The following is a 15,846-nucleotide window of genomic DNA, read 5'->3' as shown; positions in this document are numbered from 1 at the left end:
AATTAAGATAAAATGTTTCAAATCGTATGGCTTACATCAATGGTATTGATCGTTGAAGAAATCGCTTGCCGGTATATTTGGCATAATGATCGGGCAAGAAGCGCTGAACCAGGATGCTGAAGTTTCAACCTGGCTGGTCGGCGATGAATATACCATCCGATCTATGAAAGCGCCGGGCACCGCTTTATCAAAATCATCCCGGGCGGAAGCGACCCCCAGCCTTCGCATATGAGGGGGAATACAACGGGAAACTTGTTCCGCCTGATGTGCTGAAAAACGACAGTATGCCGACCGGTCTTTTAGAGAAGCTGAAGGAGCGATTACACTTTTAAATAGCAAAGAGGCTGCAACCATCGTAGCAGCCTCTGTAAAGATCAATTGCTGGTAATTATATTTTCGCCGATAATTCTTTGCCTGCTTTAAAGCGGGCTACTTTCTTTGCCTTGATTTTAATAACCGCGCCTGTTTGGGGGTTGCGACCGTTACGGGCAGCGCGTTTGGAAACAGAAAAAGTGCCAAATCCTACGAGCGTTACCTTATTGCCTTTCTTTAAGGTTTTTGCCACTGCTTCGGTAAATGAATCTAATGCAGCACCAGCCTGCTTTTTGGTAATGGCTGCATCAGCGGCGATCTTTTCGATCAATTCTCCTTTGTTCATGATAGTATGTATTTATTGGGTTAGAATGCAAATATAATTGAAGTAATTGCTTCTGATCATATAAAAGATTTTTTTCTGCTAATTTTTCACACAAAAAAGGGCCGACCCAAAAGGTTGTTATCGCCAACGGAGTGAGCAATCGCAAATACTCAGACTTTTATCATTCAATAAGACTGCTTAAATAATTGTTTCATCAAATTAAAATACAGATGTTACCGGGATGTCTTCCGGACCGGGCTCTTCATGTTTTTTACCACTGATGAAATTAAGGAGATCTTTATTCAGGAGTTCCCGGTGCGTATAGAATAAGCCATGAGGCGCCCCTTCATAAACAACCAGTTCTGCATGGGGGATCATTCCCGCTGTACGTTTGCTGCTCACTTCAATGGGAACGATTTTATCGCTGTCGCCGTGAATAATGAGCGTGGGTACGGATATCTTATCCACATCATTCCTGAAATCGGTGGCGGAAAAGCTTTTTATACATTCTATAGTAGATTGCTGCGAAGCTTTGGATCCCAGTTGCAGGTAATAATTCAGCAATGGCGTACTAACGGGCTTATTTAAAAAACCTGCACCAAAGAATTTTTTCCCAAATTCATCAAGATAACCGATCCTGTCGTATTGTACTCCTTTTATCATCCCGTCAAATACATCTGCATCCACTCCTTCTGTATTGTTGGCCGTTTTTAAAAGAAAAGGAACAACAGAGCTGATCAGTACAATGCCCGCTACCCGCTCTTCTCCATACTTACTGATGTACCTCACCACCTCTCCTCCGCCCATGGAGAATCCTACAAGAATGGCATTTTTCAGATCTAATTGTACCATCAGCTCATGCAAATCATTTGTTAAGCTATCATAATCGTATCCTTTCCAGGGCTTACTGCTTTTACCAAACCCGCGGCGATCATATTTGATTACGCGGTGACCGGCATTTATCAGGTCGGCAAGCTGGTATTCCCACATTTCACGGCTTAGTGGCCAACCATGAATTAATACTACCGGTTGCCCGCTGCCGTATGATGAATAAGCGATATGGATTTCTTCCCCGGTGTTTGTATCGTTAAACTGAATGGATTTCATGATCTTTGCTTTTAATGAAACAATGCTTTTATCAGACATGGTTTGATAAAGCTGTATCACACAAACTGTACCACATGAAACCAAAAGGGGGAATAGCCGCTCCGCAGCAGGCAGTGAGGATAATTTTCCACTCCATAAAGTGCAGGGGCCTTCTCTGTTAAACAAATATCATTTTTAAAATGGCAGAATCATTTATCCTTACCGTTCCCGGCTTACAGGAAGAACAGGTGTTTGAGGCCCAATTACAGGTTTATGGATACAGCCACAGGATAGTGGTGCATATAGAAAATGAAGCGATAGGTTTTGAACCTGATGAGGAGGGTAATTATCGTGCGGTTTTGCTGGAAGAAGGGAAAAGATTAAATATTGATAAGGCATTGCTGCAGGCTATCGCAATCCAGCTTGAAAAAGATTTGAAACAGCAAGGTCATTAATCCTGAAAGCCTGTCCGATCTTAAGGATTTAATTTTTTAACATCAGACATGGTCCATTTTTTTGGATACCCCCAACCGGGCTTATGGATGTCGCAAAAATCATTCATTTCCTTCATCGTCCTGTTCAGCAGGGAATCCATAAACGTAAGTTTTACCCGGTGCCGGGTTTCTTCTGCAAGATTGTGCATTTCAAGGGGATCGGTATTTAAATCAAACAATTGTACAAAAGGCTGCCCGTTTACATTGTACCGTATCAGTTTAAAATTATGATGCATGATACTCCGTTGCAAATTCAGATAGGCAAAAAGCAGGCGATCTCTTCCATTAAAATGCCATTTGCCGGTTTCAAAGGTGATATGGGGAAAGTAGTACGGATACCGCGATATACAATCCATCTTCATGGAGACTGAAAAGATTTTTGCCGGTCAGTAACATGGCACGGCTTGGGCAGCAAATAGCTCCGCTTAAGCCACCCTGGATGTATGCACGGGTAAACGCAGTACCTCCTTTTACCAGCTTATCCATATTGGGCGTTATGATCTCCCTGCTGCCCAATGCCCCGATAGTTCCGTATTGCTGATCATCGGTAATAATAACAATAATGTTGGGCTTCGCGGTAACGGGTTGTTGTGCCTTAACCGCTTGTAAAGCGAGCACAAAAATAAGGGCAATGAAAATATTTTGTTTTGCCGGCATCATATTGTATCTGCTGAATAATTTGCAATTTCCGTAAATAAATATGCGGCTCAATCAAAATTTTGATGTGCTACCTGTTTTATAAAGTAAGTGACTTGAATTTTCGGGTGAGGTCGGTTAAGGATCTTTCAACGCCCATCCGCTCCAGCGAGGAAGCGCCCACAAAGCCATGCGCACCCGTTTTATCCAATACTATGCGCACATCTTCGGGTGTATTGATGGGGCCGCCATGCGCCAGGAAAAAGATTTCGGGATTCACCTTTTTTCCTGCTTCCATAATTTCAAGAGTGCGTTGCACAGCCTCGTCCATTGTGCAGGAAGCTCCCGTAACGCCTACAGATCCACCTACTGTGGTTCCAACGTGTGAAATGATAGCATCGGCGCCTGCTTCTGCCATCTGCCTGGCTTCTTCGGCTTTGGCTACATACACGATAGAGAACAGATCCATTTTAGCAGCAAGCCGCACCATTTCCACCTCCTTTTCAAATCCCATCCCCGTTTCTTCCAGAACCTGTCTGAAATGACCGTCTATTATACAATGGGTGGGAAAGTTATTGACACCCGAAAAGCCCATGTCCTTCACTTTCAACAAATGGTGCCACATCCGGCGGCGTGGATCGGAACCATGCACACCACAGATCACAGGAATTTCTTCCACCACCGGCAATACTTCGAACTCACCTATGTTCATGGCTTCCGCATTGGCATCCCCATAAGCCATTAAGCCTGCAGTAGACCCATGCCCGGACATACGAAACCGGCCTGAATTATATATGATGATCAGGTCAGCACCACCCTTCTCAATAAACTTGGCGCTGATACCGGTACCCGCACCGGCGGCTATGATCGCTTTGTTCTGGTAAACCGTTTTTTGCAGCCTTTCCCTTACTTCCTGCTTCGTATAAGGATTTCCTTTGCCTGTCCATGGATTTGCCATAATTATTTTGTTTATTTTTTTTCTATTATGTCCCTAATATGTGTTAGTCTTCATAATTTATCACATAGGATCATAGGTACATAGGTGCACATAGTAGGTTTGTTTCTTTCTATGGTTCCTATATTCCTACTGTTTCTATGTGGTTGCTTTCTTTTTTTATCACATAGGATCTTTTTTATCACATAGGATCACAGGCACATAGGTACACATAGTGTTTTTGTTTCTTTCTATGGTTTCTATATTCCTATTGTGTCGATGTGTTTGTCTTCTTATTTATCACATAGGATCACAGGCACAGAGGTGCACATAGTAGGTTTGTTTCTTTCTATGGTTCTATGTCCCTACTGTTTCTATGTGTTTGCCTTCTTTTCTACCACATAGGATCACAGGCACATGGGTACATATAGTGGTTTGTTTCTTCTATGGTTCTATGTCCCTACTGTTTCTGTGTGTTTGCCTTCTTTTCTACCACATAGGATCATAGGCACATAGGTGCACATAGTGGTTTGTTTCTTCTATTGCCTGTATTCATTTTCTTTTTTCTGAACACAAGCATAGCTATTCATATCGAATTACACCTGTAGCTTTTTCATTACACTCAATAATGCATTTACCAGCATGGCGGAGAACTCGGGGTCATTGATATGTGCATCCGTTTCAATTACCTCTATGGATGATTTGGTATTTTCTTTTATGGCATCAAACAAAACCCGGTTAATTTCCGGACGACAAAATACCCCGCCGGGTGCGTCTATCTGGGAAATACCCCTTGCCGGCAATAAAACTTTTACCGGTGCAGGCGAACGGTTTATTTTCTGTGCCAGTCTTTCACCCAGTATTTTATTTTCTTCTTTATTCGTCCGCATTAAGGTTACATCCGGCGCCCAGTTGTACAAGTCCCGCGATTGGTATTGCACAGGTACGGTATCCGGCTGCGCAAAATTCACCATATCCAAACAACCGGGTACTACCACCTGGGGAATGCCCAGGCCGGCAGCAGCATTTAGCCTGCCGGGACCGGCACTGCAAATGCCTCCGCACAGATCATCGGCCAACTCGGTAGTAGTAACGTCTAAAACAGCATCAAAGCATTTTTCCCCGATCAATGATTCCATCGTTTTACCTCCTACCCCATTGGCATGAAAAGCGAGCACTTCATAGCCCTGTTTTCGCAACAGATCACTGCATTGGTTCACACAGTCCGATGTATTGCCAAACATGCTGATGGCGATGGTGCCTGCAGCCGTGCTTACTTTTTCTTCCCCTACTTCCGACATGGCGCAAATTGCCGCCGCTGCCCGTCTGATCAAAAGCCTGCTGATGCTGTTCAATCCTGCCACATCCACAATAGAAGGCATTAATACGATATCTTTGCTGCCCATTTGCCGCGACAGGTCTTTTGCAGCCAGCGTACTTAAGCAGAGTTTAGGTATGCTCAAAGGAATTTCCTGCATGGCAGAAAGCGCGATATATGTTCCTCCCCCACCGCCCATGCCGATAGCTGCTTTAATTTTGTTTTGTGCTACAAGCCTGGCCGCAAACTTTGCTGCCCCTCTGCCCATTATGCTTACCGCCTGCCCGCGGTCATCCGACTCCCTCAATGCTTTTATTGAGTAACCTGCCTCCAGCGCTACTACGTCTGACTCAATATCAACCGGGAAATTTATTGTAGTTTCCATGACCCCGGTATTCATTGTTATCACTTTTTCTCCATGCTCTACGATACAACTCCGCAGGAATAAAAAGTCCTCTCCCTTGGTATCAAAACAACCCAGGATTAAAATGGCTTTGTTGTTACTGGACATACTTTCTTTTAGAATTAAGATATAATACAATTAAACCTGAGGCACATTGATATCAAACACGATCACCCTTTCTAATTTAGGCACAACAAACTCCTTTACCGTTTCATGAACAGGATGGGGAAGATAGGCATCACGCGATTCCAGTGTATCAAACGTCATAACAAAGCCGTGGGTAAAATCTTCATTTAACCCCTCCGTGCTGTTGTATTCGCCATATTCCATATCCAGCAATCCTTCAATTTTCCCTACCATATCTTTCATGGCACGAAAGCATTGTTCTATCTGTTCTCCGTCAACTCCCGGTTTAAATTTAAACACCCCGAAATGTCTTACCATAATTATTTTTATTTAAGCGTACGTATATAAGCAAGCAGATCTGCTACCTGTTTATCGGAATAGTGGTCAATCAGTCCTTTAATCATAAAAGAACGGCCGCCCAAAAAGCCCTGGCTCCGGATAGCATTCTTTTCAATAAAAATCTGGCTGCCACCCATAAAAGCGATGGTGGTGCCCCTGTCGTTTTTGCTGACCAGGTAGCCTTCTATGGTGCTGCCATTTTTTTTGGTAACGCGGTAAACGGCGTAATTGGATTCCACGGCCGCATCGGGGTCAAGGATAGCGGTAAGCAAGGCTTCATTTTCACGGTTTGCCGAACCGTCTAATGCCGGTGCGATATTTTTACCCTCGTTACCTACTTTATGACACATCAGGCAGGTTTGAAAAAGCACTTTCCCTGCTTTTGCATCACCTCCTTTTTTTTCGGCTATAGCCATGTATTTGCTGAGCTTTGATCTGAAAGCCTTTTTTTCTGCTTCGTACCTTGTTTTAACGGCTTCCCAAATGGCAATGGCACGCGGGTCGTCCTTATTGCTGTTGCGGATGCGTTCGGCTGCGGGCAGATCAAACGACGCAAGTGGCAGCCGTTTCTTTTCATGCATATCCACCAGCAATGCCGCTCCCTGCTCCGATGCAGACAGATCTGCTACGAATTCGTTCTTCTGTACTGTATTGAGTTGGGGAACCCATTGCTGCGCTATACCCGATGCCGATGCCTTGTCGACTTTTGCCAGGCTTCCAAGCGCCGCGGTTCTTATGCCAAAGCTGAGTTTTTGATTCCTTACGGCACGGGTAAAAATATCTTTGTTGAGTGCCGGGTTGTTTTCCAAAGCCTTCAACGCCAATTGCACTGTTTCTTCAAGCGACTGATCACTGATGCGGGCAATAACGGCATCCCGTACCTGTTCAATATTAAAGCGGCCAACGGCATCCAGCGCCAGGTTAACATCTTTTTCTGAGCGGCTGCGCAACAATTTAGCTACCGGCTCCCGGAGCATAACGGCCAGTTCGGGTGACTGTAGCTGTGCCTGGTTCTGTAAAGCATAACCGGTGTATAAAGCAGCATTGTTTTCATTATGTATAATGGGCCTCACTGTTTCAAAAATGGTTTTGTTGTTGAGCATGCCGGCAACAAATACAAAGCCAGGCTCATCCAGCCTGCTGATATTGAGGCGTGGCCATAGCTTTAGAAAGGCGGTTTCTTTTTGTCCGCCGGGCAGTGCCTGGATTGCCCAAAGCAAATGATCGCCGCTTGTTTTTTCTGCAGCGGGGCTGTTCAGATAAGCCGCTAATTGAGCCGGATATTGTTCTAATGCCTTACGCGCAAGAAAACGCTCAAAATTTCTTTCGTAAGCGCCACCCATGGCATTGCCTTCAAGCGCCGGTTTTGAAGCGCGGACGAGTATATCAATAACAGCCTCATCTGCCGCTCCCAGCTCATCAAGTGTACGAAGCACCTGTGCACGCACCATGGGGTTTTTATCTTCAATGACATTTTTTAAATATGCGGCTACCGTTGCTGTACCGGGTGAAAAGCTGCTCAAAGAACGCACAGCCTCACGACGCAGATCATCTGATGGGCTTTGCAACAAAGCCTGCAATAATGCAGCATCATAATGTTTGATCCCTTCCAATGACCACAGTGCATGGATGCGGGTAATTTCTTCCTGCCCGGCATCTGATGCCAGTTGTACAAGCGGCCTGGCTAATTTTTGCGTTTCTGCCACGGGGCGATCGGAGATCTGGTGCCATGCCGCACGTTTTTCCCAAAGTGAAGGCGAATGCAATCCTTTGACCAGATCTTCTGTTTTAATATTATAATAATCGGGAACCTGGCGGGGCTGCTGACTTTTATGGCGGATGCGCCAGATGCGGCCGTGTGTTTTATCCCTGTCGGGATGAGTGGTGGGAATTTCATTGTGGGAGATGATCTTATTGTACCAGTCGGCGATGTACAGACAACCGTCGGGTCCAAATTCCATATTCACCGGGCGAAACCATTTGTCTTTGGAAGTAAGCAGGTCGGGCAAATGTTCAGCGCTAACGGTTCCATCGGCATTGCGGGTAATTTTAACGGCATTGACCGTGCTGGTGATGGGGTTGGCCAAAAGAGCCACGTTCTTCCATTCGGCCGGGAATGACCCTGAAAGATCATCGGGAAAAGCCAGTCCGGATATACCGGTGCCGCCTACCCGAAATTTGTGCAGCTCCGGCATCCATGGCTGATACTCGCGCAGGCGTTCATTTCCGATGCCGGGAAATCCTGTGCCCGGTTCCATGGGAACAACGGAATAACCCAGGTCGTTGGCTTCGCAGCCATACCACTGCCCGTTGTTCCTGAGCTGGTAGCCCCAGATATTGTTCAAGCCGGCGTTTACCAGCTCCAGCTTTTTGGCATCCATCGAAAAGCGGGCGATCTTACTGTAATCCATTCTCAGCTTTACATCGCTCATAAAGGAAGACACTTCTCCTTTATTGAGCGCTCCATGACTGAAATTGATCCAGTTGCCGGGCGCCCGTATCAGCACGTGTGCCATTGTGTGGGTATCGGTAAAGCCAAACCCCGTGAGCAATGGAATGCGCTCATCGGCTTTGCCATCATTATCGCTGTCACGCAGAAAAAAAAGTTCGGATCCCTGTGCCACGTAAACGCCGTCTTTGTAAGGCAGTATGCTCATGGGGATCGTAAGTCCGTCGGCCCAAACTTCCGTTTTAACAGGCCCCCTGCCATACAGCCCCGAAAGCACAAGTATTTGGTCGGTGCCTTTTGTTTTGCCCTGGTACAGGTCAAGGATACGTTTAAAGCTGGGATGGTTGCGCTGGGCTTCAGGATCATTCATCAGCTTCAGCAAATCGTTCCACTGTATATCTGCAACCGGATCCAACGGATACATCCTTGCTGTTTGCGTCCACAACCTTCCGGCATCATCAAATGTAAGGTCAACCGGGTTAACGATACCATCTCTTTCGCTGGCTACCAGCTCTACTACAAAACCTTCCGGCACGCTGAAGCCCGCCAGTTCTTCTTCGGGTGTATTAACGCTATCCGGAGCAATGTTCTGAGCGCTTTCGGTTGGTGGTGCTGAAATAAAAAACAGGCTTGTAAAAACAAGGAAGAGACCGGGAAATTTCATGTGTTGAAAATTGTAAATAATTAAAGATCAGGGTATGTGGTGCTAAGTTACAATGACGTATGCGGTGTCAAACATGTGAAGTGCGCCGTTCGGAACAAGTGAGTGGTGAGTGGTGAATGGTGAGTGGTGAGTGGTCAATCTTGTCATTCTCTATTCACCATTGCCTGTTCACATCTTTCAACCACACCTACAATTCGGTAATCGTAAGATCGCGGAATTCAACAATACCTGCGCCACCGCTGTGTATCTGAACGGCAATCACACCCTTAGCAGGGATTTTAGGATCCTTCTCGGTGTATTCGCAGGTTTTAACGCCGTTAATGTACAACTCATGATAATTGCCTTTAACCCTTACGATATAACTGTTCCATCCATCGGGCTTTAACAGGCGCCGTAAAATACTGAGATCTCCGCCAACCAGCTTGCCGCGGCGATGCTCATCATAAATATCGCCCCAGTAACCATTGCCAATATCGGCCTGGTAGCCTACGATCTCCCTGTTAATTATTTTCGAGCGATATTGAATGCCACTGTTGATCATCCCCGTTTTTTCATCGCCCGATAAACGAAAGAGGCAGCGGAATTCAAAATCGCCATATTCCTTTTCTGTATGCAGATAGGTGTTGTCTGGTATTGTATTGATCCCATCACCACACATGATCATACTGTCTTTAACATACCAAAGCTGCTGATGAGCCGGATCAACGGTTTTCCAGCCTTTGAGGGTTTTGCCGTCAAAAAGAGAAACCGCCTTAACAGATGATTCCTGTGCATGCAGAGCGGAACTATACAGCAATATCCATACAATTATTTGTATGGGTGAAAACAATACTACCAGGCTTCTTTTCTTTAAGGCAAAAATGCACTTCGATTTCATAATGCTTACAATTTTTTATACAACGGGATTTTTGGTTCAGAGTCCGGGATATTCAATTCATAATATTACTGAACATTGGTGATATACAGATGTCATTCGTGATAAAAATTGCCGTTCGAAAAAATATTATATAAAAAAAGCCACCAATAAAAACTGGCGGCTTCCGGCTTTCGCCTCAGATATTTTTATGGAACAAGCCCGGTTAGGCGATACTAACCGAAGGCTTCCATGAATATTCTGCAGATTTCATGAATACCTCCTTTTGTTTGGTGAGTTGGAATGATGAAAGTACGAATTTTTTTTAAATCCGAATCTGAAAATCCGAAATCCGAATGGACCATGAACTACAAATTAAAGTTTCTGAAACAGCATACAACCTAAATTCCAAATCCTCCCTTTATTTATCTTTTATCTTGATCGAAGTCATCAGCTTCTGTCCCCGCAGTAATATTTTCAGCCCTCTTCTTTTTAATGAAATATCGGGATGCTTTTTTACATGATCGTCCATATTCTTTTTGTACGAAGCAATGATCTCCCTGTAAGAGAGGATGCCGATAATGCTGTTGTTGTTCTCTTTTGATACCACCGGTAATACGTCTGTATTTTCTTTTGCCATGATCTCCACTGCCGTTCTCAGGCTGCTGCCTGTGTCAACAGAAATATTTTTGCGTTTAATAAGCGCTCCCACCCTGCTGTCGTCGTTTTGAAGATTACTGAATATGGTAGAAGAGCTCAGGATCCCTTTATATTGGCCTTCATTACTTGAAATGATAAAATAGTTGCTGTTGTAGTCGGGCTCTTTGCTGAGCCATTCTTTTACTTCCCTAACCGTATTATCCTCGCTCACCACCACGCCGTTTTCTTTGATGACCTGTTCTACAGAAATTTTTTCCAGGATATCAGGTTCATACGAATGCGGAGTTTTAACGCCCCTGCGTGCGATCTTTTCCGTCATGATGGTATTTTCCATAATAAAGTAGGAAACAAAATACGAAGCGGCGCAGGCAGCCAGCAGTGGCAATAACGCATTGGACTGCGCCGTGGTTTCCAATGCAAAAATAATGGAAGTGAGCAAGGCCCTGGAAGCACCGGCAAACATAGCCGACATGCCCACTAATGCGGCCAGTGGAATGGCGACGCCGCTTTGCGGGAAAAAATAAATGATAATGCTTCCCAGCAAAACACCTGTTGCGCCTCCTATGGTAAGCAATGGCGCTAATGTGCCGCCCGATGTGCCGCTTCCCAAAGCGATGGCCCATGACAGGAACTTAAGGAGGCACAGCGACAATACAAACCGAATGGTAAGCTCGCCAGAAAGGATGTTCGTTATGTTTTCATAACCCACGCCCAGTGTTGCGGGAGAAAAATAGCCTATTATACCAACAGCCAGTCCGCCAATAGCGGGCCACCACATCCAGTGAACAGGCAATTTCTCAAACCCATCCTCTATATAATAAACGATCTTGGTAACCAAAACCGATAATACGCCTATAACAATTCCCATGCCGCTATAGGCCGCCAGCGCGGTATTGGAAGGCGTTGCTATAACATGCTTAACAGCAAATACCGGCCCGGCTCCAAACAACAGATGATGCCCCGCTGCACCCGTTATGCATGCCAGCGCTACGGGAATGATAGAACGTGGCGAAAATTCAAATAACAACAACTCTACAGCCAGGAAAATAGCAGCAATAGGGCTCCCGAAAATAGCCGACATGCCTGCTGTAGCGCCCGCGGCCAAAAGTATTTTTCTTTCATTGTGGGTGATCTTCATCAATTGTCCGAGTGTAGAGCCCAGCGCGCCGCCGGTAGCAATAATGGGACCTTCTGCCCCAAAGGGTCCGCCGGTACCAATAGATACTGCCGATGAGAGTGGCTTTAAATAGGTAATGGTTGGCTTTATTTTGCTTTGATTGGTGAGTATTTGTTCCATCGCTTCCGGGATGCCATGCCCTCTTATTGCTTTTGAGCCATACAGGGCCATTAACCCCACTATCACCCCGCCTATTACCGGAACTGCAATTACAAAAATGCCAACCGTATGGCTGACCGGCGTGGAATGCGCCGTGGAAAAGCTTCCATAAAAAGCCACATTGGTAATCAGATCAATAAGATGAACAAGCAGTTTGGCAATAATGCTGATGCAGAAGGCAATCAAAACAGCCAGCGCAGAAATGGTCAGCAGTCTTTTTTTGTCCTGGGCAACCAGCGGCTGATCAATCTCTGCCTCTATGGCTGGCGTCAATGAAATGGAAACCGGTATGCCCTTGCTTAAAGTTTTGCTTTTGATCATTTACTACTGTCTTTTACTATCCGCTGAAGATGATGCGGACAGCATTAAAATGACTGAATAATAATCCGGCATTTTAATTTTTAAAGACGCGAAGGTAAGCACTAAGGACAAATTTTTAATATACAGCCCCTGTAAGAATGGACACGGCAGGGCAAACACATCTGCCCGGCTATTACCTGTATGTGTCTTCACGCGCCGGAAATGTGGGTGTGATCGCTATATCATTTGCCCGTGGGCGAAGTTAACAATTACCTGGACAGGGGATATAAATCTATCTGGCGCTTATCGCTTCCTGGTCTTCCAGGATAGCATTGTTGATCTTCCTGTTTTCAAGAATCCTTACATAACGCAACGCCAGCTTATTATTATAATTCTCATACGACTTTTGCGCCCATTGGATGGCCCCGTCGAGGTTGCCGTTAATTTCATTGATAATCGCCATATTATAGCAGGCTCTTCCTGCCACCTTGCTTTTATCGCTGGTGGTTTCCGTTTCCCATATCGCCGCGGCATCATCCCAGTTGCCCGTTTGCGCCTTACGCCGCGCCACCCTGAAGTTATCCGTTCCTCTTACATAATAATCTCTTGATACCCTCAGCCAGTAAGGAATGATCCGGAATGCATAATCCTGCCCGGCTTTATTGCTCACCTGCTTCAAAGCTTCTTTACGGCCGATCAATGCGCCGGCTGCTTTCACCGGGTTAATTCCTTTGCCGGTGAATACCATTTTACCTGCCACCGGAAATTCATCTAAAATATTTCTTGCAGCAGGATCATATATCCGCCAGCCTGCTTTTACCGTAGTAAGCATTGTTGCACGATGCTCCACGCCCGGCACTTTACCCAATGGCGTATTAATGGAAACAGGGTCGGCCGCATAATTTATTTTGGAGTCGGTATCAAACAACTCCAGCGCAAAAAGGGCATCCGTATTGTTTTCCCTGCATATTTTTTCCACGACATCCCATGTTAGCGGCGATGGAAAAACGCCCGGAACCGGACTCTTAAGCGCTGCATCGTCAATTGTTCTCACCCCCGTAAACCTGTTGTTTTTGATCAGCTCATTTTCCAAACCGGCTATACTTGCCTGTGCGCCTTCTTTATCCAGGTCGCGCCCTTCCAGCGAAAAAATTTTGTCTACCGCATCAACCACCTTATTTTGTTCGGCTACCTCGCTCCTGTTTATTACGCCAATATTTTTTATATAGCCGGGAAGGGTTACAGGAGCCGGTTCCAGAACACTCAGGCGCACCAGCTCTGTTGATGCACAGGAACTTAAGCTCACAGAAATTAAAATGCAGAAGACTGTATTTTTCATACTATTGGATTTTGAGCATACACCGATGCCATGTATTAAAACGTTTAATATTTACATATAGTATGAGGCAGGAGGTTTGAGGTATGAGGTTGAAGGCGTAGGGCATAAGGTGTAAGGTTTCTCTCTCCTCTCACCTTTCTCCTTTTCGGCAAGCATGGGAAATATAAATGCAATGATGGCCGCCATCACCCAGTGTGTAAGACAGCCAGGCGTTTGTCCCCTGGTTCTTGTTATTTAATTTCTGTACCCGCTTTGTCTGACAACTGATCGCTGAGCGCTGAAAGCTGGGAGCCAAAAAAGCAAAAAACACCAGAAAACGGAAATTATTTCCAGGGGGTCAGGGATAAGGTTACGGGACTATTTTGCTTAAGGGTAAAATTTCCGTCTTCTGGTGAAGGGTTCAGGGTTGTTTCTCAGGTTGTGGTTTCAGGTTTAATATTTTTCCTTTCGGTTTGCAACAGCTTTGACTTTATACTTTAACAGGGAAAGGGAAACCAGGGGTTAGGGATCAGGTTTTGATTGATCAATGATGGCACAAAGAAAATATATAATGACGCGGTAAAAAATAGTACTTTATATCTTTGTTGTGTACTATTTTATATCAAAAGACCTGTAGGTCTTGTACTACAAACTGCGCTGTGCTTGCTGTTGATGAACAGCTTTTCTTTTATGGTCATTATCAAAATGTAAATATTTTACTTGCATTTACAACAGGATATGAGTATATTAAGCCTTTGTTTGCTAACACCGGTTATTTTATCACTTAATAGCTTTTACCTTTGGAAAACATGACTTCATTCGATGCATCTAATGTACATTTTCAGCGGGCGCTGCAGTTTGTAAATCAAACCAACAGGCATATTTTTTTAACCGGCAAAGCAGGCACGGGCAAAACCACGTTCCTGCGCTATATACGTAACAACTGCTTTAAGAAAATGGCCGTAGTGGCGCCAACCGGCGTTGCTGCCATAAATGCCGGTGGCACCACGCTTCACTCTTTCTTTCAACTGCCTTTTGGGCCTTATCTGCCCACACGCCATTCATCCGAAAACGGAACACAGGTTACCAACGAGCATACCCTGTTCAGAAATTTAAAATTCAACAGCAGTAAACGTGAATTGCTGCAGGAGCTGGATTTGCTGGTGATAGATGAAGTAAGCATGATGCGGGCCGATACCCTGGATGCCATTGATACCATCCTCCGCCACTTCCGCCGGCAGCTTCTGGTGCCCTTTGGCGGCGTGCAGATATTGTATATCGGCGACCTGTTTCAGTTGCCGCCGGTGATCAATAATGCCGAATGGGAAATACTGCAGTCTGTTTACAAAAGCCCTTTCTTTTTTGATGCGCTGGCCTTGCAGCAGAATCCGCCTGCTTATATAGAGCTGAAAAAAATATACCGTCAGAATGAAGCGGATTTTATACAGATACTGAACAATGTGCGCAACAACAATACTATCCCTGCCGATCTTGAACGCCTGCATCAATATTATAAGCCGGGCTTTGAGCCGCCTAAGAAAGAAAATTATATTGTGCTTACCACGCACAATTCGCGTGCCGACCAGATCAACAGGCAGGAACTGGAAAAGCTTCCCGGAAAACCATCTGCTTTTGAGGGGGAACTGACAGGCGACTTCAATGAAAGGGTCCTCCCGGCAGAAAAATTGCTGAAGCTGAAACCCGGAGCTCAGATCATGTTCACCAAAAACGACAAAGGCGAGATAAGGAGATATTACAATGGAAAGATCGGTATGATAAGCCGTATCAGTAACGGTAAAATTTATGTAAAGTTCCCGGATGATGATGCTGAGCTATTGCTTGAAAAAGAAACCTGGAAAAATATCCGTTACAATTACAACAAGGAAAAAGACAATATTGAAGAAGAAGAACTCGGTTCTTTTACGCAATATCCTGTTCGCCTGGCCTGGGCCATTACCATTCACAAAAGCCAGGGGCTTACTTTTACAAAAGCGATCATTGATGCAGGCGCATCCTTTGCACCCGGGCAGGTATACGTAGCGCTGAGCCGGCTTACTTCGCTCGACGGACTGGTACTCTATTCAAGGATACATCCCCAATGCATTAATACCGATCCGCGGGTATTATCCTTTGCCCAAACCGAAATGGACGAAGAGGAAATACAGGAACAGTTACAGCAGGAACAAAAAAAGTTTATCACGCTTTCACTGGCCGGGGCTTTTAATTTTATAAAACTCCCGGAAAACATCAATGCGCATTATGAAAATTATGTGCATCGCCAGATCCCCGACAA

At 45.2% G+C, this 15,846-nt stretch carries 14 protein-coding genes; 3 read left to right on the top strand and 11 right to left on the bottom strand.

The features are described 5' to 3' along the window. Nucleotides 1-52 precede the first annotated feature (52 nt). Entirely contained in the window at nucleotides 53-232 is a 180-nt protein-coding gene (locus tag PLH26_RS05300) for a hypothetical protein (RefSeq protein WP_324584954.1), read from the top strand. Nucleotides 233-388: 156 nt separating this feature from the next. On the opposite strand, the gene PLH26_RS05295 is transcribed toward PLH26_RS05300, so the two are convergent. Both PLH26_RS05295 and PLH26_RS05290 read right to left on the bottom strand, forming a co-directional pair. After that, entirely contained in the window at nucleotides 389-658 is a 270-nt protein-coding gene (locus PLH26_RS05295) for an HU family DNA-binding protein (RefSeq protein ID WP_324584953.1), read from the bottom strand. 198 nt (nucleotides 659-856) lie between these two features. Then, nucleotides 857-1,783 (bottom strand): alpha/beta fold hydrolase, encoded by a 927-nt coding sequence (locus PLH26_RS05290; protein ID WP_324584952.1) that lies wholly within the window; start codon nucleotides 1,781-1,783, stop codon nucleotides 857-859. Nucleotides 1,784-1,923: 140 nt separating this feature from the next. Between PLH26_RS05290 and PLH26_RS05285 the strand changes: the two genes are divergently transcribed. Next, nucleotides 1,924-2,178 carry a hypothetical protein gene (locus PLH26_RS05285; RefSeq protein WP_324584951.1) on the top strand — a complete coding sequence of 85 codons (255 nt, stop codon included), beginning with the start codon at nucleotides 1,924-1,926 and terminating at the stop codon, nucleotides 2,176-2,178. Between the two features lie 20 nt (nucleotides 2,179-2,198). Here PLH26_RS05285 and PLH26_RS05280 read toward each other — a convergent pair whose 3' ends face one another. The 9 genes from PLH26_RS05280 to PLH26_RS05240 form a co-directional block, all read right to left on the bottom strand. Next, nucleotides 2,199-2,453: a hypothetical protein gene (locus PLH26_RS05280; protein ID WP_324584950.1), complete on the bottom strand. Its 255-nt coding sequence runs from the start codon at nucleotides 2,451-2,453 to the stop codon at nucleotides 2,199-2,201. Nucleotides 2,454-2,523: 70 nt separating this feature from the next. Then, nucleotides 2,524-2,877, bottom strand: coding sequence for a sulfatase-like hydrolase/transferase (locus PLH26_RS05275; RefSeq protein ID WP_324584949.1), 354 nt, complete (start codon nucleotides 2,875-2,877; stop codon nucleotides 2,524-2,526). A 76-nt stretch (nucleotides 2,878-2,953) separates the two neighbouring features. Then, nucleotides 2,954-3,811, bottom strand: a complete 858-nt coding sequence (locus tag PLH26_RS05270; RefSeq protein ID WP_324584948.1) for a phosphoenolpyruvate hydrolase family protein — start codon at nucleotides 3,809-3,811, stop codon at nucleotides 2,954-2,956. 572 nt (nucleotides 3,812-4,383) lie between these two features. After that, entirely contained in the window at nucleotides 4,384-5,616 is a 1,233-nt protein-coding gene (locus tag PLH26_RS05265) for a Tm-1-like ATP-binding domain-containing protein (protein WP_324584947.1), read from the bottom strand. 30 nt (nucleotides 5,617-5,646) lie between these two features. Then, nucleotides 5,647-5,952 carry a Dabb family protein gene (locus PLH26_RS05260; protein WP_324584946.1) on the bottom strand — a complete coding sequence of 102 codons (306 nt, stop codon included), beginning with the start codon at nucleotides 5,950-5,952 and terminating at the stop codon, nucleotides 5,647-5,649. Between the two features lie 8 nt (nucleotides 5,953-5,960). Further along, complete coding sequence (locus tag PLH26_RS05255; RefSeq protein WP_324584945.1) at nucleotides 5,961-9,086, bottom strand: PVC-type heme-binding CxxCH protein; 3,126 nt, start codon at nucleotides 9,084-9,086, stop codon at nucleotides 5,961-5,963. Nucleotides 9,087-9,273: 187 nt separating this feature from the next. Further along, a complete protein-coding gene (locus tag PLH26_RS05250; RefSeq protein WP_324584944.1) occupies nucleotides 9,274-9,963 on the bottom strand; it encodes a 3-keto-disaccharide hydrolase in 690 nt (229 codons plus the stop codon). 397 nt (nucleotides 9,964-10,360) lie between these two features. Next, nucleotides 10,361-12,256 (bottom strand): chloride channel protein, encoded by a 1,896-nt coding sequence (locus PLH26_RS05245; RefSeq protein WP_324584943.1) that lies wholly within the window; start codon nucleotides 12,254-12,256, stop codon nucleotides 10,361-10,363. A 271-nt stretch (nucleotides 12,257-12,527) separates the two neighbouring features. Then, complete coding sequence (locus tag PLH26_RS05240; protein ID WP_324584942.1) at nucleotides 12,528-13,574, bottom strand: DUF6340 family protein; 1,047 nt, start codon at nucleotides 13,572-13,574, stop codon at nucleotides 12,528-12,530. 788 nt (nucleotides 13,575-14,362) lie between these two features. Here PLH26_RS05240 and PLH26_RS05235 point away from each other — a divergent pair. Next, on the top strand, nucleotides 14,363-15,846 hold a 1,484-nt coding region (locus PLH26_RS05235; protein WP_324584941.1), incomplete at its 3' end, for an ATP-dependent DNA helicase.

The organism is Agriterribacter sp., assembly GCF_035444585.1.
Lineage (GTDB): Bacteria > Bacteroidota > Bacteroidia > Chitinophagales > Chitinophagaceae > Agriterribacter.
Note: the sequence above shows the minus strand (reverse complement) of the source record. Positions and strands in the feature narration are given on the sequence as shown.

Bases quoted from the DNA above. Each gene is read 5' to 3' on its own strand.
- PLH26_RS05270 (WP_324584948.1), bottom strand. From the start codon at position 3,811: ATGGCAAATCCATGGACAGGCAAAGGAAATCCTTATACGAAGCAGGAA.
- PLH26_RS05295 (WP_324584953.1), bottom strand. From the start codon at position 658: ATGAACAAAGGAGAATTGATCGAAAAGATCGCCGCTGATGCAGCCATT.
- PLH26_RS05265 (WP_324584947.1), bottom strand. From the start codon at position 5,616: ATGTCCAGTAACAACAAAGCCATTTTAATCCTGGGTTGTTTTGATACC.
- PLH26_RS05285 (WP_324584951.1), top strand. From the start codon at position 1,924: ATGGCAGAATCATTTATCCTTACCGTTCCCGGCTTACAGGAAGAACAG.
- PLH26_RS05275 (WP_324584949.1), bottom strand. From the start codon at position 2,877: ATGATGCCGGCAAAACAAAATATTTTCATTGCCCTTATTTTTGTGCTC.
- PLH26_RS05240 (WP_324584942.1), bottom strand. From the start codon at position 13,574: ATGAAAAATACAGTCTTCTGCATTTTAATTTCTGTGAGCTTAAGTTCC.
- PLH26_RS05290 (WP_324584952.1), bottom strand. From the start codon at position 1,783: ATGTCTGATAAAAGCATTGTTTCATTAAAAGCAAAGATCATGAAATCC.
- PLH26_RS05250 (WP_324584944.1), bottom strand. From the start codon at position 9,963: ATGAAATCGAAGTGCATTTTTGCCTTAAAGAAAAGAAGCCTGGTAGTA.
- PLH26_RS05260 (WP_324584946.1), bottom strand. From the start codon at position 5,952: ATGGTAAGACATTTCGGGGTGTTTAAATTTAAACCGGGAGTTGACGGA.
- PLH26_RS05255 (WP_324584945.1), bottom strand. From the start codon at position 9,086: ATGAAATTTCCCGGTCTCTTCCTTGTTTTTACAAGCCTGTTTTTTATT.
- PLH26_RS05280 (WP_324584950.1), bottom strand. From the start codon at position 2,453: ATGCATCATAATTTTAAACTGATACGGTACAATGTAAACGGGCAGCCT.
- PLH26_RS05245 (WP_324584943.1), bottom strand. From the start codon at position 12,256: ATGATCAAAAGCAAAACTTTAAGCAAGGGCATACCGGTTTCCATTTCA.